The following is a 24,418-nucleotide window of genomic DNA, read 5'->3' as shown; positions in this document are numbered from 1 at the left end:
GGTGAGGTTACCCCGCCTTGCGGATCAGTTCGTCGGCGAGGGCGGCGGTGAGGTAGCCGTCGGCGAGGCGGCCTTCGGCGATTTGCCAGCGGCGCAGGGCGGCGCGGGTGTTGGCGCCGATGACGCCGTCGACGCCCTGGGTGTCGTAGCCGAGGGCGGTCAGCGCGCGCTGGGCGCCGATGCGCTGGTCGCGCGACAGGGGCGCGTCCTCGGGCCAGGCCTTGCTGAGACCCGGCTTGCCGGCGACGCCGTCGGCGGTGAGGCCGATGGCGAGGGCGTAGGAGACCGAGTTGTTGTAGCGGCGGATGACGTAGTGGTTGGGCAGGGCCAGGAAGGCCGGGCCGCGGGCGCCCTGGGGCAGCAGGATGGTCGCTTCCTCCAGCGCCTCGGCGTCATTGGGCGAGCCGCCGCGGGCGAGGACCACGCCCTTCGACGACCAGTAGCGCCAGTTGTGCTTCGCGCCCTCGGCTTCCGAATAGTCGAAGCCGGCGGGGAGGGTGACCTCGTAGCCCCAGCCCTGGCCGCGCTTCCAGCCGCCCTGGGCCAGCAGGTTGGCGGCCGAGGCGAGAGCGTCAGCGTCGTCGTTCCAGATGTCGACCGCGCCGTCCTGGTCCTGGTCGACGCCGAGGCGCAGATAGTTGTCGGGCATGAACTGGGTCTGGCCCATGGCCCCGGCCCAGCTGCCCTTGAGGCCCGCGCGCGAGCGCTTGCCGTCGACGACGATGTCGAGGGCGTTCTTCAACTGGTCCTCGGCCCAGTCGCGGCGGCGGCCGTCGTAGGCGAGGGTGGCGAGGGAGCGGATGACGTCATAGTCGCCCTGGACCGCGCCGAAGGCGGACTCCTGGGCCCAGATGCCGACGAGGATCTCGGAGGGCACGCCGTAGCGCTGGACCACGTCCCACGGCACGCGGTCGGTGCGCTGACGGGCCTGGGCGATGCGGGTGGCGTTGACCGCGTTCTGGACATAGGCGCCGGCGGGGCGGCTGAACTCGGGCTGGTTGCGGTCGAGGCGGATGACGGACGGGTCCGGCGACAGGCCGGCCAGCTCGCGCTCGTACTGGGCGCGGCGGTCGCCGCCGTGGCGGGCGAGGAAGCCCTGTTTCCAGCCGTCGAAGCCGGCCTGATCGATAATCGGGGCGGCCGGCTGGGCCGGAGCCGCGGGCGTCGGCGCGGGTTCGGCCGGCGCCGGGGCGGGGGTGACGGTCACGGGCGGCGGCTCCGGAAGCATGGGAGCGCACGCGGCGACGGTTCCGATCAGGAGTAGGCGAAGGCTGAAGCGCATGATTCTGAAGCTAATGTCCCCGACGGCCCGCCCGTCATAACAAGTGCGCGAGAAGCGCAAGCGTTGCTGCAAATGTCGCGCCAGCGTGTCTGAATCGCCGATTTTCGCACCCTTGCCGATCGATATAGGCAGACAGGTCAGCTTGACCATAAGCGGGGCTATATCATTCGATGCACGCAGGAGGCGAACATGTTCCCTGCCATCAGACACCGCCTGTGCCAGCATACGAGCTACTGGTCCGAACGCCGCAAGGGTTACGTGTGCGACCAGTGCGGCCGGTTCACGCCGGACCTGCGGCCGAAGTCGAAATACCCGTCGGAGATTCCGGGGTTCCGGCACTAGGGGCGCCCCGGGGAGCGCCTGGGGTCGGGACCTGATGGGCGCCGCCTGAAGGAGAGGGCAGCGTCGCGCCGCGGATCAACCCGGCGGACGCAGCGCGTGACGCCGACTGGAGTACGCGTCATGCCCCTCAAGGAATACCCGGCCGGTCAGGCTTTCAGCGGCGTCATCGGCCGGACCTTCGATGTGTCCGAGCCGGCGTGGCCGGCCCCGAAGAGAGCGAAGGAGGGGGCGCCGAACGTCCTGTTCATCGTCATCGACGACACGGGCTTCGGTCATCTGGGCTGCTATGGCGGCGGCATCGAAACGCCCAATCTGGACGCCCTGGCGGCCGAGGGACTGCGCTATAACAACATGCACACCACGGCGCTGTGTTCGCCGTCGCGGTCGTGCATGATCACCGGTCGGAACCACCACTCCAACGGCATGTCGTGCATCACCGAGGGCTCGACCGGTTTTCCGGGCGGCAACGGTATCATTCCGTTCGAGAACGGCTTCCTCTCGGAAATCCTGCAGCAGCAAGGCTACAACACCTATGCGATCGGCAAGTGGCACCTGACGCCGGCGGAGCAGGCCTCGGCGGCCGGACCGTATGATCGCTGGCCGCTGGGGCGGGGCTTCGAGCGGTACTACGGCTTCCTCGGCGGCGACACGCACCAGTATTATCCCGAGCTTGTGCGCGACAACACGCAGACCGAGCCAGAGAAGACGCCGGAGGAAGGCTATCACCTGACGGTGGACCTGGTGGAGCAGGCCAGGGCGATGATCGCGGACGCCAAGCAGGTCGCGCCCGACAAGCCGTTCTTCATGTACTTCTGCACTGGCGCCAATCATGCGCCGCACCACGTGCCCAAGGAATGGGCCGACAAGTACAAGGGCCAGTTCGACGACGGCTGGGACGCCTATCGCGAGCGGACCTTCGAGAAGCAGAAGAAGCTGGGGATCATCTCGAAGGACGCCAAGCTGTCGCGGCATGACCCCGACGTGCAGGACTGGGGCAAGCTGCCGGCCGACGAGCGCAAGCTCTATGCGCGGATGATGGAGGTGTTCGCCGGCTTTTGCTCGCACATGGACCATTACGTCGGCGAGCTGATCGCCTTCCTGAAGGAGATCGGCGAGTACGAGAACACCCTGATCATGGTGATCTCGGACAACGGGGCGAGCGCCGAGGGCGGGCCGACAGGCTCGGTCAACGAGAACAAATTCTTCAACAACGTGCCGGACGACCTGCAGCAGAACCTGGCCGCCATCGAAGACATCGGCGGGCCGAAATATTTCAACCACTATCCGTGGGGCTGGACGCACGCCGGCAACACGCCGTTCCGTCGCTGGAAGCGCGAAACCTATCGCGGCGGCGTCTCGGATCCGTTCATCGTCTGCTGGCCCAAGGGCATGAAGGCGCGTGGGGAGGTCCGCACCCAGTTCTGCCACGCCATCGATATGGTGCCGACGGTGCTGGACTGCCTTGGCGTCGAGCCGCCGACGCAAATCCGCGGCGTAACCCAGTCGCCGATCGAAGGCTTCAGTCTGAAGTCGTCATTCGACGACGCCAAGGCCGAGGCGCTCCATAAGACGCAGTATTTCGAGATGTTCGGCCACCGGTCGCTCTATCACGAAGGCTGGCGCGCGGTGTGCCCGTGGCCTGGCACGTCGTTCGTCGAGTCCGGCCTGGAGTTCGGCGCGCCGATGGACCACAACAAACTGGTCGAACTCGATGCGCATGGCTGGGAACTCTACAACGTCGTCGACGACCCGGCCGAGACCAACAATCTCGCGGACAAGGAGCGCGACCGGCTGATCGCCATGATCACCGGCTGGTGGGCCGAGGCCGGCAAGTACAAGGTGCTGCCGATCGACAGCCGCGGCACGCTGCGGCTCGGCGAGCCGCGTCCGCAGATCGCGGCCGATCGCAAGAAGTATGTCTACTACCCCGGCACCCAGGTCGTGCCCGGGAATGCGGCGCCCCGGGTTCTCAACGCCGAGCACTCCGTTTCCGTCCACGCGACCGTGCCGAAGGGGGGAGCCGAGGGCGCGCTGTTCACCATGGGCGGCAATGACGGCGGCTTCGTCTTCTACATCAAGGACGGCCGGCTGACCTACGGCTACAACTACGTGGCCGACCAGCGCTTCAAGGTGGAGGCGAAGGAGGCGAGCGTCCCCGAGGGCGACCACATCTTCAGCTTCCGGTTCAAGCCGACCGGCAAGGCCGATTTGTTGAAGGGCAAGGGGACGCCTGCGAAGGTCACCCTGCTTGTCGACGGCAAGGCGGTGGGCGAGGGGGACCTGCCCGTCACCATTCCATTGACCCTGGGCCTCAGCGCCGGCGTGAGCGTCGGCTCCGACAACGGGTCGCCGGTGATGGAGGCGTCAGACTACAAGCCGCCCTTCGCCTTCACCGGGACGATCCACAAGGCGCTGGTCGACATCTCCGGCGAGTCGCACGGTGATCCGGAAGCCGAGGCGGCCGCGTATCTGAAGGCCACGATGGCGCGGCAGTAGGGAAGCGCCTGCAGGGACCGCCGCCGGTGTTGACGAACCGGCGGCGGCTCTCTATACGACCGCCTCCGCCGCAAGGTCCGCCTCGCGGCTTTTCTATTTTGCTTTGCCTCAGGACGACGACCATGAAGGTCCGCAGCTCGCTCAAGTCGCTCAAGGGTCGCCACCGCGACTGTAAAGTCGTGCGCCGTAAGGGCATCGTCTATGTGATCAACAAGACGGACCCGCGCTTCAAGGCCAAACAAGGCTAAGCACGGCTTTGCGCTAACGCGAACGACGCGGTCGTTCGCTGCTTGAGCGCGAAAGATTCAAAGGCTGCGGACTTGTCCGCAGCCTTTTTCGCGTCCGGCGTTGAGTCGGCCGCGACGACGTGGTTAGCGTCCAGACCAGATCGCGCTCCCGGCTGATGACGGCCCGGGCGTCCCCCACAGTTTTCCGGAGTACTCCCCATGGCCGATGACGCCGCCTTTGATTCGTCGCCCGACGTCCTGACCGCCACGGCCCAGGGCCGCCTGCGCACCATCATCGAGCGCCTGGAGCGCCTCGAGGAGGACAAGCAGGCGGTGATGACCGACATGAAGGAGGTCTTCGCCGAGGCCAAGGGCGAGGGCTACGACGTGAAGGTGCTGCGCAAGGTCATCCGCATCCGCAAGCAGGACAAGGCCAAGCGTCAGGAAGAGGAAGCGATCCTCGACCTGTACATGTCGGCCCTGGGCGAAATCTGAGGCTTCGCAGGGATGAGGGGCGAGGGTCGAGGGTCGAGTTGAACGGGGATTGATCCCGCCAGCTTGGCTGTGAAATCTTCTTCGACCCTCGTCCCTCGACCCTCACACCTCAAAGGGCATGAAGCGAAAGCCGCCAGCCAGTCCCTTTGAAGCGCAACGGAAGGCCGCCCAACGCGCGGCCCTCAACGCATTGAAGCGCGCCCGCCGCTCGGCAGAGAAGGCGGGCGTTTCGCTGTCCGAATGGGAGGGCGAGTTCCTGGACTCGGTCAGCGAGCGGGTGAAGACCCACGGCCGCGCCTTCGGCGATCCCGAGCTGGGCGCGCCGGGGCAGGCGTTGTCGGCGATGCAGGGCCGCAAGCTGAAGGAGATCACCGCCAAGGCCAATGGCGAGGAGCCGAAGCGGCGGTGGGGGCGGAAGGCTCCGAAGGCGGAGTAGGGCCCCACTGTTCCGCTCATCCCCGCGAAGGCGGGGACCCAGTCCTTTTCCACGTGACGTCGGCGCTCCTGGATATTCGGGGGAGCCAATCCGGCGAAACCGATCATCCAAAACACTGGGTCCCCGCCTTCGCGGGGATGAGCGGCTTTTCGGGGATCAGAACAGGATCTTGCGGAAGGTCAGGCTGAAGACGCGGCCGTTGGGGTCGAGGTAGTCGGACTGGTAGTTCAGCGGGACGGGCTCGCCGTTGCTGGTGGTCACGTCCGGGCGGCTGTCGAAGAGGTTCTGGACGCCGAACTGGATGCGCGAGCCCTTGAGCCAGGGGTATTTCGCGACCCATGAGGCGCGCTGGTTCAGGTCCATGAAGACGTTGAGGTTGATGGTGGCCTGATCGGCGAAGATCAGGTCGGGGCCGTCGCCGCCGTCGATACGGGTGCTCTCGCGCCAGTTGGCGTTCATGAAGGCGCCCATGCCGTTGCGGAAGACGCCGGCCTGGGCCTGGAGCTCGTTGCGGGGGCTGCCGCCGCGGCTGGAGGTGGCGCCGCCGTCCAGCAGGTCGATGATCGGCAGGCCGTCGGCGATGAGGATCTCATCCTGCAGACGCAGCGTGTGATAGAGCGAGAAGTTGAAGCGGCCCTGGCCGGGCTGCATGGCCGGGCCGCCGCGACCGCCGCCGCCGCCGCCCATGCGCATCATCTGACCGCCGCCTCCGCCGCCGGGCCCGCCCGGACCGCCGGGGCCGCCGCCGCCTTCCTGACGGACGATCATGGGGCCGCCTGCGGGGCCGCCGGGGCGCATGCCGCCCGGGCCCTGATCGGCCGCGGCCGGGTTGGGTTTGCCGAAGGCCTTCGAGAAGTTGAAGCCGGTGCGGAGGTCCTGACGCTCGTAGCGCTCGAAATTGAGCGGGCGGGCGTCGACGGCGAAGAGGACGCCCTGGGCGTTGCGGAAGAAGCGCTCGGGCAGGGCGGCTTCGAGGTCCGGCGTGATGGTCGGGAAGGCCGAGATGTAGTCGTCGGTGCGGCTCCAGGTCCAGGTCGACTGGAGCGACAGGTCGGTGTCCTTGATCGGGCGCACGGTGCCGCCGATGCGGACGACGTGACGGTTGTCGGCGTCGAGGTCCGGGTTGCCGCCGGTGATCTGGGTCACCAGCACCGTCTCGCCGTTCTCGCCGGCGTTGAAGTCGAAGACCGGGACGTTGGGCGTCGAGAGGATCGGATCGTTCAGCTGGCCGATGGTCGGCGCGCCCTGTTCGTCCGAATAGCTGGCGAGGATCGACAGCTGTTCGATCGGCGACCAGTTCACGCCCACGCCGTAGCTGGGCAGGCCGCCGAAGTCGGAGAGTTCCTCGAAGCCGACGTTGGCGTTGAGCGACAGGTCGCCGAGCGCGGTCAGGACCTCGCGACGGCGGCTGGCGATGGGCAGGTTGAAATTGGCCGTGCCGTTGACGCGATCGCGCGACTGGGAGCGGTCGACGACGCCGTTGAGCAGGGTGGTGCTGGTGGAATCCAGCGAGCGGGTGTCGGCGCCCAGTTTGAAGGTCGAGCTGATGCCGCCGGCCGGCAGATCGAAGACGTCGCCGTTCAGCACGACCTCGGCGCCCAGCACCTGGGAGACCGACCGGGTGACGTCGTTGGCGACGCGGGGGAAGTCGGCGGGGTTCAGCGTCCCGAAGGGATTGGCGGTCGGATCGTCGGCGTTGAGGCGGGCCTGGAAGGGCGCGGCCAGATAGCCGCGGCCGGTGGTGGTGTCGGTTTCGACGCGGTCGTAGTTGCCGGTCACCGTCCAGCGCCAGTCTTCACCGAGATAGCCGTCCAGCACGACGCCGAGGTTGGCGGTGAGGGTATCGCTCTCGCGGCGCAGGGAGGCGGCGTCGTCGAGGTAGCGCCAGACGCGGACGTCGTCGGCGAAGGGGGAGAAGGCGTTGTCTTCCGGCAGCGTCAGGGACAGGCCGGGCAGGCCGTTGAAGCTGCGGCTGGTGTTGTTCTCGAGGCTGCCGCTGATGGTGCCCTGGGTGGTGGAGTTCAGGTCGCGCTTGACCGTGCCGCGCACCACGGCGCGCTCGGTCTCGGCCAGCAGGGTGCGATACGCGCCGAGGTCGCCGGTGCGCGGCGCGCCCGCGGCGGCGACGAAATCGGCCAGGGTCGGCGTGGTCGTGCCGCCGGGGACCGGGGTGATGATCGCCCCGCCCAGGGCCGGATCGATCGGCGGGCAATAGTCCGGATCGAGGGGATCGGTCGGGCAATCGGGGCTGTAGGGGATGCTGGTGACGTTGCCGATCAGATCGTAGGGCTGGGCGCCCGGATCGCGCCGGATGTCGCGCTCGGATTCGAACAGAGGGGTGGCGCGCTCGTATTCGGCGTCCATCGACCAACGGGTGGCGCCGGCGATGTTGAGGACGTTGCCCTCGATCTCGGTGACGCTGCGGCCGCCCTGGCCGGGAACGCGACCGGAGAGTTCGGCGGTGACGGAGCGGAAATCGGCCTTGAGGACGAAGTTCACGACGCGTTGCTCGGCCTTGTAGCCGAACTGCAGGGCGACCTCTTCCGGCAGGACCTCGGTGCGCTCGATGGCCTCGGTCGGGATGCCGCGGATTTCCTGGAAGCCGGAGATGCGGCGGCCGTTGACGAGGAAGATCGGCTGCAGGTCGGTGCGGCCGCTCGAGCTGCGGGTGATCGGCTCGAGGTAGGTCATCAGCTCGGCGATGTTCGAGGCGCCGTAGGCCTGGATCTGCTCGGCCGTCAGGGTGACGTCGGGCGGGATGTCGGTGTCGACGCTGCCGCGCTGGCGCTGACCGCGCACGGAGACGGAGTCGAGGACGTAGGCGTCCGGGTCCTCGGCCGTGACCGGGGCGTCGGCGGCAGGCGGTTGCTGCTGCACGGGCGGCTGCTGCACCGGGGTCGGAGCGGTCTGGATCGCTCCGGCCATGAGGCCGGACAGGGCGGTCGTAACAAGCAGCATATACAGGCGGTCCTGGGGGAGGAATCAGACTGCAAACGTTCCGCCTGCCTGTTTCCGTCGCATTTCAGCGGTGAAACCGACGGTTGAGATCGTCTGCGTGCGCCTGTCATCGACGGCCCGGCCGCCCGAGGCCAGTGAATTTTCGTACGGGCTTCGACTTCCCGGCGACGTTGCCTCCGGGCCGCGGTCAGGGCGTCAGACGGCGTCCTTGAGCGCGCCCTCGAGCCCCTGTTCGCGCACCTTGCGGTAGAGCGTCGAGCGGCCGATGCCGAGGCGGCGGGCGATCTCGGACATGTGGCCGGCGTAGACCTCGATGGCGTGCTGGATGAGGTCGCGCTCGATCTCCTCCAGGGTGCGCAGGTGGCCGCGGTCGTCGACGATGCGGATCGGCGTGTCGGGCAGCGGCGGCAGCTCGATGCCGAGGTCGTTGGCGTGGACGGCAAGCCCCTCCACCGCTTCGCGGTCCCCCTCCCCATGTTCCATGGGGAGGAGACCCACGGACTTGCCGGAGATGGCGGGGAAGTCGTGCGGCTGCAGGAAGGGCGCGTCGGCGAGCACGATGGCGCGGTAGACGGCGTTCTCCAGCTGGCGGACGTTGCCGGGCCAGTCGAAGGCCTGGAGCAGGGCGGTGGTCTCGGCCGAACAGCCGGCGACGCGCTTGCCTTCCTCGACGTTGAAGCGGCCGATGAAATGCTCGACCAGGGCCGGGATGTCGTCGCGGCGGTCGCGCAGGGCCGGGGCCTCGATGGGGAAGACGTTCAGGCGGTAGAACAGGTCCTCGCGGAAGCGGCCGTCCTTCACCTGTTCCGCCAGATCGCGGTTGGTGGCCGACAGGATGCGGACGTCGACCTTGACCGAGCGCTTGGAGCCGACCGGGTCGATTTCGCCTTCCTGGAGCGCGCGCAGCAGCTTGACCTGCATGTCCAGCGGCAGCTCGCCGATCTCGTCGAGGAACAGGGTGCCGCCCGAGGCTTCGGCGAACTTGCCGAGGTGTTTGTCGGTGGCGCCGGTGAAGCTGCCCTTCTCGTGGCCGAACAGGATCGACTCGACGAGGTTGACGGGCAGGGCGCCGCAGTTGACGGCCACGAACGGCTTGCCGGCGCGGTCGGAGGCGCCGTGCAGGGCGCGGGCGATGACTTCCTTGCCGACGCCGCTTTCGCCGGTGATCAGCACGGGAATGCCGGACTTGGCGGCGCGGGCGCCGAGCGCGCGGACGAGGCGCATGGGCGCGCTCTGGCCGACCAGGTCGTCGAAGGAGGTGCGTCCGGCGACGTGCTTCTTGAGGCGGCCGACCTCGGCGGTCAGCTGGGTCAGCTGCAGGGCGTTGCGGACGCCGACCAGCAGACGCTCGGCCGAGACCGGTTTGACGAAGAAGTCCTGGGCGCCGGCCTGCATGGCGCGGACGACGGCCTCGACCCCGCCCGAGGCGGTCAGGACGATGACCGGGGTGGTCACGCCGGCGGTGCGGATCTCGGCCAGGGCCTCCATGCCGCTCATGCCGGGCATGACCATGTCGAGCAGGACGACGTCGGCGCCGCCGCCCTTCGTCAGGCGATCGATGGCCTCGCCGCCGTTCTCGGCGTGGACGACGGCGTAGCCTTCGCGCTCCAGCACGGCCTGGGCGAGACGGCGCTGGGTCGGATCGTCATCGACGACAAGAACAGTCCTGGTCATTCGGGGCCCCGTTGATCATCACATCAGGCCGGCTCTCGTGAAGCGGAGCTGGCTCATTCCGGGACGTTTTAGGCGTCACAAGGTGAAGATCGCGTTGGGGGGCAGGGTGAGCGGGGGGTTAACGCAGGGCGAGGGTCGAGGGTCGCGGGTCGAGGGGCGAGGAGGATGTGCCGGGGTATTCGGCGTCGAGAGGGCAGAACCTGTAGCGGTACTTCCGACCCTCGCCCCTCGCCCCTCGACCCTTGTTCCTACTGCCCCGCCATGAAATTCCGCTGGGCCTTCATCATGGCGGTGATGAGGGTTTTCTCGCCGTCGGAGAGGTAGGGGTTCCAGACGTCGAAGATGAGGATGACGCGCATCTCGTCGGCGTCGTTCCAGGCCTCGTGCTCGATGGTGTCGTCGAACACCCAGGACTCGCCCATCTTCCAGTCGCGGGTGGTGTTGCCGACGCGGAAGCGGGCCGGGCCGGGCAGGATCAGCGGCAGGTGGCACAGCAGGCGGGTGTTGGCCGAGCCGGTGTGCGCCGGGATGTGGGTGCGCGGCTGGAGCGCCGAGAAGACGGCGGTGGGGGCGAAGCCGTCCTGGTGCGCCATCGGCAGGGATTCGAGCAGGGCGGTGGTCTCGGGGCAGCGCTCGCAGACCGAGTCCTGCTTCTCGCCGTCGCGCCACAGCCAGAGCGAGGTCCATTTGCGCGAGTGGTTCAGCTCGCCCCACTGATTGACCGGCGCGCCCTTGGGGTAGGCGATGTAGGGGGCGAAATCGTCGAAGGACTCGGCCAGCAGGGCCGTGAGCTCCTTCTGGATGACCGGGGTGGCCTCCTCCAGCTGGTCCAGCCAGGGGAAGAGGGCGCGGTCGTAGAAGGGAATGGCCGGCAGGCGCGGGTAGTTGAGCAGGAGGGGTTCCTGCTTCGGCGGGGTCTTCACCCCGGCGTAGATTTCGAGGCCCTCGTCGAAGCGGTCGAGGGCGCTGGTGTCGATGGCGCCGCGCAGGGTCTCGACGGCCGAACGCATATGATCGCGCAGGGCCTCGGCGTGGCGGCGGACGAGGTCGTTGGCGTAGTCGATCTGGGCGGTCAGGGCCGGCGGGCAACGCTCGCGCGGCGGGGCGATCCTGAGGGCGTTGCGGTAGGTGTCGACGGCCGCGCGCTCGCCGCCCAGCTTCTCGAGCATGGCGGCCTTGGCCAGCAGGGCGACGAAGTCGTAGGGCTGCATCGCCAGGGCGTCGTCCAGCACGTGGAGCGAGCCGTGGAAGTCGCCCATCAGCCGGAGCGCCAGGGCGCGGTTCAGGGCGCCGTTATGGGTGCGGCCCAGCGCATCGGCCTGGTCGATGAGCTGCAGCGCCCCGCCGGGATCGCGGCGAGCGATAGCCTCGGCGGCGCGGCGCAGCAATTCGCCCTGCGGCCCTTCCTGATTCACCTGAGATCCCCCAATCCCCGCCAATATGAACTGACTGTAATGTTACGGGGGTCGTCCGGGTCAAGAGCGCTTTGCGGCCAAGGTTGAATTAAGGGGCGGCTGTGGCGTCCGCCGGCGGCTGGGCGCGGTCGTCGGCGCAGACGCGCTCGACGGCCAGGCCCGTGGCGGGAGCGCCGCCGATCGACAGCTCGGGCCAGGGCGGGGCAGATGGGCGCACCGCGCCGAGGCGCACGGCCTCCCGGAGGTCAGGGCTCGAGCGGCGCGGGGTGCCGGGGGTGGGACAGTGTGGCGGCGACCAGGCGCCGACATTGCTCCATTCGCCATCGGCGTCGCGCGCCCAGAGGTCGATCCGGTAAGCGAAGGCGACGAGGACCTCGACCCGCCCGTCGCCATTCAGGTCCATCGGTCGCACGACGCATCTGTTGTCGGCGAGGCACTCGGAACGGGGGTCGGAAGCGCCGACAGGACCGCCGAAGCCCTCGGGCAGGGCGGCGCCGGCGGGGACGATCTCATAAGCAGGCGTGACGTCGGGCGAGCCGACATCGCGGCCTTCCCAACGGCCGGAGAGGACGGCGGCGGCAGCGGCGCGGCGGGCCACCTCGGCGTTGGTCGAGCGGGTCAGGCGAGCGAGGGCGGCCTGGCCGGCCTGGCCGCTCTCGAAGCGCAGGAAGCGGTAGTCGAACTTGTCCGGCGTCACCGCGCCGCGCTCCAGCCGGGCCGTCTGATCGGCGACCGAGAGGCGGGCAGGATCGGCGATGGGGCTGAACAGGGCGAGGATGACGGCGATCTCCAGCACGGCGGTGAAGACGTTGGTGCGCTCCAGCGGCTGCATCCAGTCGGCGCCCTTGCGCCAGAACGGGCTCAGCGCGGCCCAGCCGTAGCCCACGGCATAGGCGGCGCCGACGATGGCGCAGGCCAGGGCGATGATGCGGTCGGGCGTCAGGCCGTGCTGGCCGATGCGCAGGGCGAGGCCCCAGAAGGCGAGGATGACCAGCGGCGTCAGCAGGACGGCGGCGATGCGGACGGTCCAGCGCAGGACGAGCGGCGGCAGGTTGTCGGCGCGACCGTCCTGATAGGCGGTGTTGATGAGGATGATGAGGACGGCGGCGGCGGCGAGGACCAGGGCGGTGGCGCTGCCGGTGTCCCACAGGCCGTCGAGGCCGGTGAAGGGCAGGGCGATCAGGAAGCCGGCGACCAGCACGGTGATGACGATCAGCAGCCACGACAGCAGCATCAACGCTACGGTGCGGACGCCGCGGATCAGTCCGTCGCGCACGTCCGTCAGGTGCACGGCGACCGAGAAGACGAAGGTTGTGACCGGGATGGCGAACCATTCCTCCCGCAGCAGCTCCTCGAGGAAGGGGAGGCCGATCACGTTGAACAGAGCCGCGCCGAGGAACAGCAGGATCCAGAAGGCGCCGGTGAAGCCGACCGACAGGGCCAGCTGGACGCCGGCTTTCCACGCGGTGTCGAAGTAAGTCGGGAAGGGCGCGATCCATTTGCGCGCCATGTCGGCCCCGAGGACGAGGTGATGGCCGATGAACAGGATCGCGATCGCGAACAGCGGCATCGGGCTGTTGATGAAGGGGGGAGAGCGTAGGGTCTCGGGGCTTTGGCGGGCGACCTCATGCCAGCCGAGCAGGGCCAGAACGGCGGCGGCGACGACGCTCCAGCCGGCGAGAGTGGTCAGGCGCATGCGCCCGGCGCCGGCCAGCAGCAGCACCGGGACAAAGACGGCGATCAGCACGAGGGGGGTGAACAGTTCCGGGACCGTCGCGGGCCAGCTGGCTTCAGGACCGCAGGCCCCGGGAAGGTTGGAGTTGCACAGCCCGGTCCACCCGACTGACCGGTACAGCCACCACAGGGCCGCGCCCTGCAGCAGGCCGATGGCCAGTCGGGCGATGATCAGCAGCGGGGACCCCGTGCGGCCCAGACTGTTTCTGCCGGCGGCCTCGGCGGCTTCTGAAGCGTCGGTCATGCGGTTCCCCCTCCGTATGAAGGGGCAACCTGCCCTGGATGGCGACGCGCGTCTCGCGGATTTCCCGTGCAGGGCCGGTGCAGGGCGAACCGGCTTGAGTTTCCGGCGAGGCCGTGTATAGAGCGCGCCTTCTCCGTCGCAGCTTCGGCCGCGGCGGTCCTGTCCGAGAACTTCGGGGCGTGGGGGCCACCCATGCCGTAACTGTCAGAGAGCCCTCTGGCGCCGTGGGGAGATGGGGATGCAGACGACCGCCGTCACCCGGTATCCGGGCGCATGGGGTTCGAGCTTCCTTCGGACATTACGACCGGCCTGAACGCCTCGCAGCGATGCGGAGCGCTTGAGCCACATCCGTCGTCGGGAATAAGCCCGGCGGCGAATACAAGACTGGAGACCGCAATGGACCGCGCACAAAAAGCCGAGTCGATCGAAACGCTGAAGGGCGTTTTCGCCGACGCGGGCGCCGTGGTCGTGACCCACAACCTGGGTCTGACCGTTGCGGATATGGAAGACCTGCGTGGCCGTCTTCGTAAAGAAGGCGGCGCGTTCAAGGTGGTCAAGAACCGCCTGGCGCTGAAGGCGCTCGAAGCCGCTGAAGGCAGCGATTACCACGGCCTGTTCAAGGGTCCGGTGGGCATCGCCTACGCCGACGACGCGGTGACGGCAGCCAAGGTCACCGCCGAATTCGCCAAGGGCAACGACAAGTTCGTCGTTCTGGGCGGCTTCATGGGTGACAAGGTTCTGGACGCGAAGGGCGTGGAGGTTCTCTCCAAACTGCCGTCGCTGGATCAGATCCGCGCTTCGTTCCTCGGCCTGCTCAACACGCCTGCGACCCGTATCGCCGGCGTCGTTCAGGCCCCGGCCGGCCAACTGGCTCGCGTTTTCAACGCCTACGCCACGAAGGACGCCGCGTAAGCGGAACCGCCTCTTTCATCTCTGCAAACTCTCTCTGAACCCAATTCCTCCGAAGGAAATCTACCATGACCGACCTGACCAAGATCGTCGAAGACCTGTCCAAGCTGACCGTCCTCGAAGCCGCTGAACTGTCGAAGCTGCTGGAAGAAAAGTGGGGCGTCAGCGCCGCTGCTCCGGTCGCCGTCGCTGCTGTCGGCGGTGGCGCCGCCGCTCCGGCCGAAGCCGCTGAAGAGCAAACCGAGTTCACCGTTGTCCTGATCGACGGCGGCGACAAGAAGATCAACGTGATCAAGGAAGTCCGCGGCGTCCGTTCGGACCTCGGTCTGAAGGAAGCCAAGGACCTGGTCGAAGGCGCTCCGCAGAACGTCGTCGAGAACGTCTCGAAGCAGACCGCCGACGAAGTCGCCAAGAAGCTGACGGAAGCCGGCGCCAAGGTCCAGATCAAGTAATTGATCGAACCTCGGTAGCTTCGCTATCGTTTCGAGCGGGCCCGGTGGGAAACCACCGGGCCCGTTTTCTTTTGCGCCTCGCCCACGGAGCCCAGGAATCTGGCGCGGCCTGTTCGCTGATCGGGGGGTATCTGGACAGCGGCGCTCGCCTGTGGCGGGATACGCTGGCAACCCTGGGGAGGGACTCAATGCATATCGTGAAGACCTCGGCCATTCTGGCCGTGATCCTGGCCGGCGCCTGCAGCCTGGCCGCCTGCGATGAATCCGCGACCGGCAAGGAGGCGCCGCCGCCCGCCGCACCGGCCGGACCGCCGCCGCCGCCGACGCCCGAACTGCCGATGACCGGCGCCAAGGCGCGTCAGATCGTCAACATGCTGTCGACCACCTGTATCCAGATGGCGTCGCTGAAGATGGACATGGTCACCTGCGACGAGCGGCAGAACAAACCCACTGACCACGAGGCGCTGCGCACCGAACTGCGTAACCTGAGCTGGAACCTGCAGAAGCTGCCGTCGGATGAGGCGACGGCCCGCTGTGCGGCCGAGCTGGAGGCCATGCGCGCGCGTCCGAAGCCGGCGGTCTGCGCCGACCTCGGGATCAGCTGATCGACGGCGCCCGTCGGCTGCTCTAGCGCCGGCGGGCCGCCATGATGTCCGCCAGGCGGTCGCGCGTGCCCTCGATCCGTTCGAGACGGGGGTATCGCAGGCCGCCGTGGTAGTCGAAGGACAGGGTGCGGAACTCGTCGCCGCGACGGATCACCAGCACGATGGGATCCGCGCCCGTCTTCGCCGCCGTTACGGCGTTGCGCAGCGCTTCGGCCGAGGCGACGCGGTCGCCGACCGCGACCAGCTCCCAGCCGGCGCCGACATCCTGCTCAAAGGCCAGGCCGCCCCAGCGCACGGACGTGATGCGGTTGCCCGAGCCGAGGTTGAAGCCCAGCGAATACTGGAAGTCGGTGGCCCATCCGGTCTGGATGCGCTTTTCGACGGGGGTGAGCTGGTCAACGTAGGTCAGACGCCAGCCGGCGCGGGCGAGGCCGTCCAGCGGCGCGGCGGCGTCCGGGCCGACGGCGTCCAGCCGCGTGCGCAGGAAGGTCGCCCAGTCGTACGGATAGACGGCGTTCAGGTGCTGGACCACGTCGTCGAAGGTGTAGGGCTTCGCCTCCCACACGCCGTCGTCGACGCCGAAGAAGGCTTTGGCGAAGTCGTCCAGCGACTTGCGGTCGTTGGTCTGCTCGCGGATCAGGGTGTCGGCGTCCAGCCAGATCAGCAGGGCTTCGCGGTAGTAGTCGCCGGTGCCGCGCATCCATGAGCCCCACGGATTGGTGGTGCGGTAGCCGAGCAGATTGTGGTTGGTGACGTCCTGCAGGGCGCGCCACTGGCGGCCGGGCTGCTGGTCGTAGAAGCCGGCGATGTCGGCGAGGTTGGCGACGGCCTCCTCATAGCTGACCAGGCCCGAGCGGGCGGCCAGGGTATCGCCCCAGTATTCGGTCTGGCCTTCGTAGACCCACATGAGGCTGTTCTGGGTGGGGATGTTGAGGTTGGGGACCAGTTCGTCCGACGGGCGGCGGAATTTGCCGTTCCAGCTGTGCGTGAACTCGTGGGGCAGCAGGGTGCGCGAGCCGTAGTCCGGGCTGGGGCCGGTGAAGAAGGACGGACTGGCGGTGTTCTCGGACGAGCGGTGATGCTCCAGGCCGATGCCGCCCATCTTCGAGGTCAGACCCAGCAGGAATTCGTAGTGGTCGAAGTGGCGGGCGCCGAACAGGCGGTCAGCCTGGTCGACCAGGGCCTGGTACTGGGCGATGCGCTCGGCGCTGGCTTCCAGCGAGGCGGCGGTGTCGCCGACGAGGTTCAGGTGGACCGGCGAGCGGCCGCCCGGATCGAGGTCGATGCGGCGATAGTGCTTACCGGCGAACATGGGGCTGTCGGCGAGGTGTTCGAGCGAGATGGGAGCGAAGGTCGCCACATCGCCGTCGCGGCCGGTGGTGGTCAGGGCCACGCCGTACTGCCAGCCCTCGGGCAGGACGACCGAGGGGGCGAAGGTGATGCGGTCGTGGTTGTAGCCCGCCGGATAAAGCAGGGCTTTCTCCCACTGCAGGTTGACCATCTCGGGCGTCATGACGACGCGCCAGACGGCGTTGTCGGGCTGGGTCAGCCACTCGAACGAGACGTCGATCGAGCTGACGCCTTCCGGGATGTCGAGGTGGAAGGCGTGCGGGTCGACGGTGTCGCGCACCCACTCGATCCGCCGGCCGTTTCCGGTGACGGTGACGCCCGAGACCAGCTGGATGGGGCCGGTGTCGGCGTGGTTGCCGGGCAGGAATTTCGGATACTGGAGGACCAGGTGGCCGGGCGAGACCGGGATGGTCTGCCGCGTGCGGATGACCCTGTGATCGAGGTCGGTCAGGTCGACGCGGATGCCGATGACGCCCGGATAGTCGCGGTCCTGCGGAGCCGGGATGGGCGGCAGGGCGTGCGGCAGGCTGGTGGGCGCCGGCAGGGGCGTCTGCGCCTGCGAGGCCGGGACCTGCGCCAGGGCGGGCAGGGCGGTCGAGGCCAGCAGAAGGGCGAGGGCGGCGGAACGGATCACAGGGTCTGGTCTCACAATCAGCGGCGGCGCGGCGTCAGGATGTCGCCCAGACGGTCAGGCGTGCCCTCGATGCGCTCGAGGTGCGGGTAGCGCAGGCCACCGTGGTAGTCGAAGCGGATGGTGCGGAAGCGGTCGCCCTTCTTGAGCATCATCTCGACCTGCACGCCCGGATCCTTCGCCGCGGTGATGGCCTCGGCGATGGCGGCGGCGCTGGCGGCGCGGCCGTTGACGGCCACGACTTCCCAGCCCGAGGTCAGGCCGGCCTCGAAGGCGGGCGAGTCCCAGCGGACGGCGGTGACGCGGTTCGAGGTGTTGAGCGACAGGCCCAGCGAATAGGCGAAGTCGACGCGGCCCAGCTCGGCGTTCAGGGCTTTCGAATAGTCGTTGGGGGTCTCGCGCCAGACGAGGCGGTAGCCGCCGCGCTCGATGCCGCCCAGCGGGCCTTCGGCGTCAGGACCGACGGCGTCGAGGCGGGCGCGCAGGAAGGGCGCCCAGTCGTTGGCCTGGACGCCGCTCAGGACCGAGGTGACGTCGCTGAAGGTGTAGGGCGCGGGGTCCCAGCTGCCGTCCTGGACGCCGAAGAAGGCGCGGGCGAAGTCATCGAGCGACTTTTTGCCGTCGCTCTGCTCGCGGATCAGGGTGTCGACGTCGAGCCAGATCATCGCGCCTTCGCGATAGTAGTCCTCGCTGCGCTGGCGGCTGGGCCACGGCTGGTTCTGGCGGCGGGCGATGATCGGGTCGTTGGTGGTGTCCTGCATGGCGCGCCAGTCGCGACCGGGATTGTCGTCGTAGGTGGCGGCGGTGTTGGCGAACACGTCCAGCGCCTGCTGTTTGGTCATCAGGCCGGCGCGGGTGGTGAGGATCAGGCCCCAGTACTGGGTCTGGCCCTCGTAGACCCACAGCAGGGAGTTCTGCAGCGGCTCGTTGAGGTTGGGCGTCAGCTGGTCGGCCGGGCGGCGCCATTTGCCGTTCCAGCTGTGGGTGTACTCGTGGCCCAGCAGGTCGCGGTCGGCGAGGGTGCCGGTCGGGTCGGTGAAGTAGCGGGTGTCGGCGCTGTTCTCGGACGAGCGGTGGTGCTCCAGGCCGATGCCGCCGAGGCGTTCGGTGACGGCCAGCAGGAAGTCGTAGTGATTGTAGTGGCGGGCGCCGAACAGGCGGTCGGCCTGGCGGACCAGCTCGCGGTGCTGGGCGATGTGGGCGTCGGTGGCGGCCAGCATGGCCTCGTCGTCGGCGACGATGTTCAGGCGCACCGGCGAGCGGCCGCCCGGATCGAGGTCGATCTGGCGATAGTGGGCGCCGGCGAACATCGGGCTGTCGGCGAGATGCTCCAGCGTGATGGGGGCGAAGGTCGCCAGGCCGTCGGTGAATGACTGGGTGTCGAGGGCGACGCCGTAGTTCCAGCCGGCGGGCAGGCGGACGGAGGGCTGGAAGGTGATCTGGCGGGAGTAGTAGCCGGCCGGATAGAGCAGGGCCTTCTCCCACTGGATGTTCAGCATCTCGTCGGTGATGACGACGCGGCCCTGGTCGCCGTTGATCGGCGTCAGCCATTTGAACGAGACCTCGACCGAGGTCGCGCCGGCCGGGACCTCGACCTGGAAGGCGTTGGTGTCGACGGTGTTGCGCACCCACGGCAGGCGCTGGCCGTTGGCGGTGATGACCAGGTCTGCGACGTCGTCGACCGGGCCGACGGGGCCGTGGTTGCCCGGGATCCATTGCGGATACAGCAGGACCAGCGGGCCGGGGGCGGCGACCGGGATGGTCTGCTTCACCGAGACGATGCGGCGATCGATGTCGGTGGCGTCCACCTGGATGCCGATCACGCCGGGGTAGGCCGTGTCGCGCGGTTCCGGGATCGGGGCCAGGGCCACCGGCAGGGCGGGCGTGCCGACCTGGGCGAGGGCCGGGGCGGATCCCAGCAGCAGCGCCGTAGCGCAGGCGGTGGCGAGCAGGCGGGCGTACGGACGCTTCATCAAGGGACTTTCCGGCGGGAAGGCGAGGGCGTGCAGATCACTTCGGTCGCGCGCGAGGGTCAACGCGCGGACGGGTTAAATCGCCGTCATGTTGGGAATCCGTCGCGCGGTCAGGCGGCGGGCTGGACTTCCAGCAGCTCGACCGTGAACAGCAGGGTGGAGTTGGGCGGCAGTTCGTCGCCGCCGATCCAGCGGTCGCCGTAGCCCAGCGAGGCGGGGATGACGAACTCGAACTTCTCGCCCTCGCGCATCAGGGCGACGCCCTCGGTCCAGCCCTTTATGACGCGGCCCAGCGGGAACTCGGCCGGCTCGTTGCGGGCGTAGGAGCTGTCGAACTCGCGGCCGTCGACGAAGGTCCCGCGGTAGTGGACCTTGACGGTGTCGGCGGCGACGGGCTGGCGGCCCGTGGGGTTTGCGGGGCCGACGCGGCGGTACTGCAGGCCCGACGAGGTGGTGGTCCAGCCGCTGCGCGCGCCGTTCAGGGTCAAGTAGGCCGCGTTGCCGGCGTCCCAGTTGGCCTGGGTCGCCTGACCGGAGAAGTCGTACGAGGCCGTCGCGGCGGGCGCGCCCGCGCAGGCGGCGAGGGACAGGGCGGCGGCGGCCAGGATCAGCTGTTTCATGGGGCGAGGCTAGCAGCGGTTCGCCTACCCCGTGAAGCCTCTCGCGCCAGGCCCGCCCCGTGGGTGGTGCGGGGAGGGCAAGACGAAATCGTTCAGGCGCCGACGTTTTTCCACATGCATCTTTATTTCGCCGTCAAAGCGAGTATATGAGCGCGTTCCGCTAACTCCGTAATGAGTCTGCGCGAAAGCGCCGAGGCCCGGTTTGTCGCCCTCCGACCGGTGCGAAGGCGCGCTCCTCCCCAAGGGAGCCATACAATTCAGGTGTCCTGGGACCGCAAGGCCCGAGGGTGGACGCCGAAACCGATGGTCACGGGTCGCCGGATGGCGGGCCGTGGCTGCTGCATTGAAAGCGGCCTGCCCGGGCCGCATTGGGAAGACAGAATGGCCAAGTCCAAAGCGGAACTCACCGTCAACGGTCAGTTCCTCACCGCCACCTCGTTCACCGGCAAAAAGCGCATCCGTCACTCGTTCGGCCGCATCCCGGAAGCGGTGCAGATGCCGAACCTGATCGAGGTCCAGCGCGCGTCGTACGAACAGTTCCTGCAGCGCGAGGGCCGTCCGGGCCAGCGCACTGATGAGGGCATCGAGGCGGTCTTCAAGTCGGTCTTCCCGATCAAGGACTTCAACGAGCGCGCCATCCTCGAATACGTCTCGTACGAGTTCGAAGAGCCGAAGTACGACGTCGAGGAGTGCATCCAGCGCGACATGACGTACGCCGCGCCGCTGAAGGTGAAGCTGCGCCTGATCGTCTTCGAAATGGACGAGGAGACCGGCGCGCGTTCGGTCAAGGACATCAAGGAGCAGGACGTCTACATGGGCGATATCCCGCTCATGACGGACAAGGGCACCTTCATCGTCAACGGGACCGAGCGGGTGATCGTGTCCCAGATGCACCGTTCGCCGGGCGTCTTCTTCGATCACGACAAGGGCAAGACGCACAGCTCGGGCAAGCTGCTGTTCGCCGCCCGCGTGATCCCGTACCGCGGCTCGTGGCTGGACTTCGAGTTCGACGCCAAGGACATCGTCTACGTCCGTATCGACCGTCGCCGTAAGCTGCCGGCCTCGACCTTCCTGATGGCCCTGGGCATGGACGGCGAGGAGATCCTCAAGACCTTCTACGAGACCGTTCCGTACGAGAAGCGCGGCGAAGGCTGGGTCACGCCCTACAAGCCGGAACGCTGGCGCGGCGTGAAGCCGGAGTTCGACCTGGTCGACGCCGACACCGGTGAAGTGGTCGCCCCCGCCGGCACCAAGATCAGCGCCCGCCAGGCCAAGAAGCTGGCCGACAACGGCCTGAAGGCCCTGTCGCTGGCCGCCGACGCCCTGCTGACCCGCTACCTGGCCGCCGACGCGGTCAACTACGAAACCGGCGAGATCTACGCCGAGGCCGGCGACGAGCTGGACCAGGCCGCGATCAACCTGCTGGAAGAGCAGGGCTTCACGACCATCGACGTGCTGGACATCGACCACGTTACGGTCGGCGCCTACATGCGCAACACCCTGCGCGTGGACAAGAACACCGGCCGCGAGGACGCGCTGTTCGACGTCTACCGCGTGATGCGTCCGGGCGAGCCGCCGACGCCGGAAGCCGCCGAAGCCATGTTCCAGTCGCTGTTCTTCGACAGCGAACGCTACGACCTGTCGGCCGTCGGCCGGGTCAAGATGAACATGCGCCTGGAAAGCCCGGAGGTCCCCGACGACATCCGCGTGCTGCGCAAGGAAGACGTGCTGAAGGTTCTGCAGATCCTGGTGGGTCTGAAGGACGGCCAGGGCGAGATCGACGACATCGACAACCTCGGCAACCGTCGCGTCCGTTCGGTCGGCGAGCTGCTGGAAAACCAGTACCGCGTCGGTCTGCTCCGCATGGAGCGCGCCATCAAGGAGCGCATGAGCTCGGTCGATATCGACACGGTCATGCCGCACGACCTGATCAACGCGAAGCCCGCCGCGGCCGCGGTTCGTGAGTTCTTCGGCAGCTCGCAGCTGTCGCAGTTCATGGACCAGACCAACCCGCTGTCGGAGATCACCCACAAGCGTCGTCTCTCGGCGCTTGGCCCGGGCGGTCTGACCCGCGAGCGCGCCGGCTTCGAAGTCCGCGACGTGCACCCGACCCACTACGGCCGGATCTGCCCGATCGAAACGCCGGAAGGCCCGAACATCGGCCTGATCAACTCGCTGGCCACCCACGCGCGCGTCAACAAGTACGGCTTCATCGAGAGCCCGTACCGTCGCGTGAAGGACGGCCAGGCCCAGGACGAGGTGGTCTACATCTCGGCCATGGAAGAGGCGAAATACACGATCGCCCAGGCCAACATCGAGCTGAAGGACGGCCAGATCGTCGAGGACCTGGTCCCCGGCCGGATCAACGGTGAATCCCAGCTGCTGATCAAGGCCGACGTCGACATGATGGACGTGTCGCCGAAGCAGGTCGTTTCGGTCGCCGCCGCCCTGATCCCGTTCCTGGAAAACGACGACGCCAACCGCGCACTGATGGGCGCCAACATGCAACGTCAGGCCGTGCCGCTGGTGCAGTCGGATGCGCCGCTGGTCGGCACCGGCATGGAAGCGGTCGTGGCCGTGGACTCCGGCGCTGTCGTGGTCGCCCGTCGTGACGGCGTCGTCGAGCAGATCGACGGCACCCGTATCGTCGTGCGCGCCACCGGCGACCTCGACGCCGGCCGTTCGGGCGTCGACATCTACCGCCTGTCGAAGTTCCAGCGTTCCAACCAGTCGACCTGCATCAACCAGCGCCCGATCGTGCGCGTGGGCGATGAAGTGAAGACCGGCGACGTGATCGCCGACGGCCCGTCGACGGACCTGGGCGAACTGGCCCTGGGCCGCAACGCCCTCGTCGCGTTCATGCCGTGGAACGGCTACAACTTCGAGGACTCGATCCTGATCTCGGAGCGCATCGTGCGCGACGACATCTTCACGTCGATCCACATCGACGAGTTCGAGGTGATGGCCCGCGACACCAAGCTGGGGCCGGAAGAAATCACCCGCGACATCCCGAACGTCGGCGAGGAAGCCCTGCGCAACCTCGACGAGGCCGGCATCGTGGCCATCGGCGCCGAAGTCCAGCCGGGCGACATCCTGGTCGGCAAGGTGACGCCGAAGGGCGAAAGCCCGATGACCCCGGAAGAGAAGCTGCTGCGCGCCATCTTCGGCGAGAAGGCTTCGGACGTCCGCGACACCAGCCTGCGTCTGCCCCCGGGCGTCGCCGGCACGATCGTCGACGTGCGCGTCTTCAACCGTCACGGCGTCGACAAGGACGAACGCGCCCTGGCCATCGAACGCGCTGAAATCGAGCGTCTGGGCAAGGACCGCGACGACGAGCTCAAGATCCTCGAGCGCAACGTCTACAGCCGCCTGAAGCCGCTGATCGTCGGCAAGAACGCCGTCTCGGGTCCGAAGGGCCTGGGCCGCGGCGAGATCACCGAAGAGAAGTTGTCCGAGCTGTCGCGCGGCCTGTGGTGGCAGATCGCCCTCGACGACGAAAAGGTCATGGGCGAGCTGGAAGCCATGAAGGGTCAGTTCGAAACGGCCCGTAAGGCCCTGGACCGTCGCTTCGAGGACAAGGTCGAGAAGCTGCAACGCGGCGACGAACTGCCCCCGGGCGTGATGAAGATGGTCAAGGTCTTCGTGGCCGTGAAGCGCAAGCTTCAGCCCGGCGACAAGATGGCCGGCCGTCACGGCAACAAGGGCGTCATCTCCAAGATCCTGCCGATCGAGGACATGCCGCACCTTGAAGACGGGACCTCGGTCGACGTCGTTCTGAACCCGCTGGGCGTGCCGTCGCGCATGAACATCGGCCAGATCTTCGAAACCCACCTCGGCTGGGCTGCCGCCGGTCTCGGCAAGCAGATCCAGGGCCTGCTGGAAGCCTGGCAACAGGGCGGTCAGCGCAAGGCGCTGGTCGACCACCTGACCAGCATCTACGGCCCCGACACCCCGCTTCCGGAATCGGAAGAGGAACTGGTCGAGCTGGCCCGGAACCTGTCGAAGGGCGTGCCCTTCGCCACGCCGGTGTTCGATGGCGCCCACATCAGCGACATCGAGGACCTGCTGGAGAAGGCCGGTCTGGATCGCTCGGGTCAGTCGATCGTCTATGATGGTCAGACCGGCGAGCAGTTCAAGCGTCCGGTCACGGTCGGCTACATCTACATGCTGAAGCTGCACCACCTGGTCGACGACAAGATCCACGCCCGCTCCATCGGCCCGTACTCGCTCGTCACCCAGCAACCGCTGGGCGGCAAGGCGCAGTTCGGCGGACAGCGCTTCGGCGAAATGGAGGTGTGGGCGCTGGAAGCCTACGGCGCCGCCTACACCCTGCAGGAAATGCTGACGGTGAAGTCCGACGACGTGGCCGGCCGGACCAAGGTCTACGAGGCCATCGTCCGCGGCGACGACAGCTTCGAGGCGGGCATCCCCGAGAGCTTCAACGTTCTCGTCAAGGAAATGCGCTCGCTGGGCCTGAACGTGGAGCTGGAGAATAGCTGATCGGGAGGGGCGAGGGCCGAGGGTCGAGGGACGAGAGAACGTCCCGCCGATCCGGCCCTCTCCCCCTTTCGACCC

General features: G+C 67.9%; 17 protein-coding genes. 9 read left to right on the top strand and 8 right to left on the bottom strand.

All coding sequences use genetic code 11. The features are described from left to right. Nucleotides 1-7: 7 nt before the first annotated feature. Entirely contained in the window at nucleotides 8-1,282 is a 1,275-nt protein-coding gene (locus tag GGR12_RS12285) for a lytic murein transglycosylase (protein WP_183204671.1), read from the bottom strand. 189 nt (nucleotides 1,283-1,471) lie between these two features. On the opposite strand from GGR12_RS12285, the gene GGR12_RS12280 reads away from it, so the two are divergent. From GGR12_RS12280 to GGR12_RS12260, 5 genes are all read left to right on the top strand, one after another. Continuing rightward, nucleotides 1,472-1,624 (top strand): hypothetical protein, encoded by a 153-nt coding sequence (locus tag GGR12_RS12280; RefSeq protein ID WP_183204670.1) that lies wholly within the window; start codon nucleotides 1,472-1,474, stop codon nucleotides 1,622-1,624. A gap of 120 nt (nucleotides 1,625-1,744) precedes the next feature. Next, the gene (locus tag GGR12_RS12275; RefSeq protein ID WP_183204669.1) at nucleotides 1,745-4,120 is read left to right on the top strand and encodes an arylsulfatase; all 2,376 of its coding nucleotides are present in this window, start codon (nucleotides 1,745-1,747) and stop codon (nucleotides 4,118-4,120) included. 122 nt (nucleotides 4,121-4,242) lie between these two features. After that, nucleotides 4,243-4,368: a type B 50S ribosomal protein L36 gene (gene ykgO, locus GGR12_RS12270; protein ID WP_056453617.1), complete on the top strand. Its 126-nt coding sequence runs from the start codon at nucleotides 4,243-4,245 to the stop codon at nucleotides 4,366-4,368. A gap of 198 nt (nucleotides 4,369-4,566) precedes the next feature. Then, a complete protein-coding gene (gene gapR / locus GGR12_RS12265) occupies nucleotides 4,567-4,842 on the top strand; it encodes a nucleoid-associated protein GapR (RefSeq protein ID WP_056453614.1) in 276 nt (91 codons plus the stop codon). 118 nt (nucleotides 4,843-4,960) lie between these two features. Beyond that, nucleotides 4,961-5,278, top strand: a complete 318-nt coding sequence (locus tag GGR12_RS12260) for a hypothetical protein (RefSeq protein WP_183204668.1) — start codon at nucleotides 4,961-4,963, stop codon at nucleotides 5,276-5,278. A 156-nt stretch (nucleotides 5,279-5,434) separates the two neighbouring features. Here the strand turns inward: GGR12_RS12260 and GGR12_RS12255 are convergent, their stop codons facing one another. The 4 genes from GGR12_RS12255 to GGR12_RS12240 form a co-directional block, all read right to left on the bottom strand. Continuing rightward, nucleotides 5,435-8,236, bottom strand: a complete 2,802-nt coding sequence (locus GGR12_RS12255; protein WP_183204667.1) for a TonB-dependent receptor — start codon at nucleotides 8,234-8,236, stop codon at nucleotides 5,435-5,437. 195 nt (nucleotides 8,237-8,431) lie between these two features. Beyond that, nucleotides 8,432-9,910, bottom strand: coding sequence for a sigma-54-dependent transcriptional regulator (locus GGR12_RS12250; RefSeq protein WP_183204666.1), 1,479 nt, complete (start codon nucleotides 9,908-9,910; stop codon nucleotides 8,432-8,434). Between the two features lie 248 nt (nucleotides 9,911-10,158). After that, nucleotides 10,159-11,325, bottom strand: a complete 1,167-nt coding sequence (locus GGR12_RS12245; protein ID WP_343053237.1) for an aspartyl/asparaginyl beta-hydroxylase domain-containing protein — start codon at nucleotides 11,323-11,325, stop codon at nucleotides 10,159-10,161. Nucleotides 11,326-11,413: 88 nt separating this feature from the next. Further along, on the bottom strand, nucleotides 11,414-13,303 hold the full coding sequence (locus GGR12_RS12240; protein WP_183204665.1) for a DUF4153 domain-containing protein: 1,890 nt from the start codon (nucleotides 13,301-13,303) through the stop codon (nucleotides 11,414-11,416). Nucleotides 13,304-13,699: 396 nt separating this feature from the next. Here GGR12_RS12240 and rplJ point away from each other — a divergent pair, with 396 nt between their 5' ends. The 3 genes from rplJ (at nucleotide 13,700) to GGR12_RS12225 (ending at nucleotide 15,269) form a co-directional block, all read left to right on the top strand. Beyond that, the gene (gene rplJ / locus GGR12_RS12235; RefSeq protein ID WP_183204664.1) at nucleotides 13,700-14,215 is read left to right on the top strand and encodes a 50S ribosomal protein L10; all 516 of its coding nucleotides are present in this window, start codon (nucleotides 13,700-13,702) and stop codon (nucleotides 14,213-14,215) included. Nucleotides 14,216-14,280: 65 nt separating this feature from the next. Beyond that, nucleotides 14,281-14,664, top strand: a complete 384-nt coding sequence (gene rplL / locus GGR12_RS12230; protein ID WP_183204663.1) for a 50S ribosomal protein L7/L12 — start codon at nucleotides 14,281-14,283, stop codon at nucleotides 14,662-14,664. Nucleotides 14,665-14,852: 188 nt separating this feature from the next. Next, nucleotides 14,853-15,269: a hypothetical protein gene (locus GGR12_RS12225; RefSeq protein WP_183204662.1), complete on the top strand. Its 417-nt coding sequence runs from the start codon at nucleotides 14,853-14,855 to the stop codon at nucleotides 15,267-15,269. 22 nt (nucleotides 15,270-15,291) lie between these two features. Here the strand turns inward: GGR12_RS12225 and GGR12_RS12220 are convergent, their stop codons facing one another. From GGR12_RS12220 to GGR12_RS12210, 3 genes are all read right to left on the bottom strand, one after another. Next, nucleotides 15,292-17,253, bottom strand: coding sequence for a M61 family metallopeptidase (locus GGR12_RS12220; protein ID WP_183204661.1), 1,962 nt, complete (start codon nucleotides 17,251-17,253; stop codon nucleotides 15,292-15,294). A gap of 17 nt (nucleotides 17,254-17,270) precedes the next feature. Next, the gene (locus GGR12_RS12215) at nucleotides 17,271-19,223 is read right to left on the bottom strand and encodes a M61 family metallopeptidase (RefSeq protein ID WP_183204915.1); all 1,953 of its coding nucleotides are present in this window, start codon (nucleotides 19,221-19,223) and stop codon (nucleotides 17,271-17,273) included. 110 nt (nucleotides 19,224-19,333) lie between these two features. Then, the gene (locus tag GGR12_RS12210) at nucleotides 19,334-19,843 is read right to left on the bottom strand and encodes an FKBP-type peptidyl-prolyl cis-trans isomerase (protein ID WP_183204660.1); all 510 of its coding nucleotides are present in this window, start codon (nucleotides 19,841-19,843) and stop codon (nucleotides 19,334-19,336) included. Between the two features lie 381 nt (nucleotides 19,844-20,224). On the opposite strand from GGR12_RS12210, the gene rpoB reads away from it, so the two are divergent. Beyond that, nucleotides 20,225-24,343: a DNA-directed RNA polymerase subunit beta gene (gene rpoB, locus GGR12_RS12205; protein WP_183204659.1), complete on the top strand. Its 4,119-nt coding sequence runs from the start codon at nucleotides 20,225-20,227 to the stop codon at nucleotides 24,341-24,343. Nucleotides 24,344-24,418: the final 75 nt, after the last annotated feature.

This window comes from Brevundimonas lenta, from assembly GCF_014196335.1.
Classification (GTDB): domain Bacteria; phylum Pseudomonadota; class Alphaproteobacteria; order Caulobacterales; family Caulobacteraceae; genus Brevundimonas; species Brevundimonas lenta.
The sequence above is the reverse complement of the archived record's forward strand: the minus strand, read 5'-3'. Positions and strand labels throughout refer to the sequence as shown.

Bases quoted from the DNA above. Each gene is read 5' to 3' on its own strand.
- GGR12_RS12285 (WP_183204671.1), bottom strand. From the start codon at position 1,282: ATGCGCTTCAGCCTTCGCCTACTCCTGATCGGAACCGTCGCCGCGTGC.
- GGR12_RS12280 (WP_183204670.1), top strand. From the start codon at position 1,472: ATGTTCCCTGCCATCAGACACCGCCTGTGCCAGCATACGAGCTACTGG.
- GGR12_RS12275 (WP_183204669.1), top strand. From the start codon at position 1,745: ATGCCCCTCAAGGAATACCCGGCCGGTCAGGCTTTCAGCGGCGTCATC.
- ykgO (WP_056453617.1), top strand. From the start codon at position 4,243: ATGAAGGTCCGCAGCTCGCTCAAGTCGCTCAAGGGTCGCCACCGCGAC.
- gapR (WP_056453614.1), top strand. From the start codon at position 4,567: ATGGCCGATGACGCCGCCTTTGATTCGTCGCCCGACGTCCTGACCGCC.
- GGR12_RS12260 (WP_183204668.1), top strand. From the start codon at position 4,961: ATGAAGCGAAAGCCGCCAGCCAGTCCCTTTGAAGCGCAACGGAAGGCC.
- GGR12_RS12255 (WP_183204667.1), bottom strand. From the start codon at position 8,236: ATGCTGCTTGTTACGACCGCCCTGTCCGGCCTCATGGCCGGAGCGATC.
- GGR12_RS12250 (WP_183204666.1), bottom strand. From the start codon at position 9,910: ATGACCAGGACTGTTCTTGTCGTCGATGACGATCCGACCCAGCGCCGT.
- GGR12_RS12240 (WP_183204665.1), bottom strand. From the start codon at position 13,303: ATGACCGACGCTTCAGAAGCCGCCGAGGCCGCCGGCAGAAACAGTCTG.
- rplJ (WP_183204664.1), top strand. From the start codon at position 13,700: ATGGACCGCGCACAAAAAGCCGAGTCGATCGAAACGCTGAAGGGCGTT.
- rplL (WP_183204663.1), top strand. From the start codon at position 14,281: ATGACCGACCTGACCAAGATCGTCGAAGACCTGTCCAAGCTGACCGTC.
- GGR12_RS12225 (WP_183204662.1), top strand. From the start codon at position 14,853: ATGCATATCGTGAAGACCTCGGCCATTCTGGCCGTGATCCTGGCCGGC.
- GGR12_RS12215 (WP_183204915.1), bottom strand. From the start codon at position 19,223: ATGAAGCGTCCGTACGCCCGCCTGCTCGCCACCGCCTGCGCTACGGCG.
- GGR12_RS12210 (WP_183204660.1), bottom strand. From the start codon at position 19,843: ATGAAACAGCTGATCCTGGCCGCCGCCGCCCTGTCCCTCGCCGCCTGC.
- rpoB (WP_183204659.1), top strand. From the start codon at position 20,225: ATGGCCAAGTCCAAAGCGGAACTCACCGTCAACGGTCAGTTCCTCACC.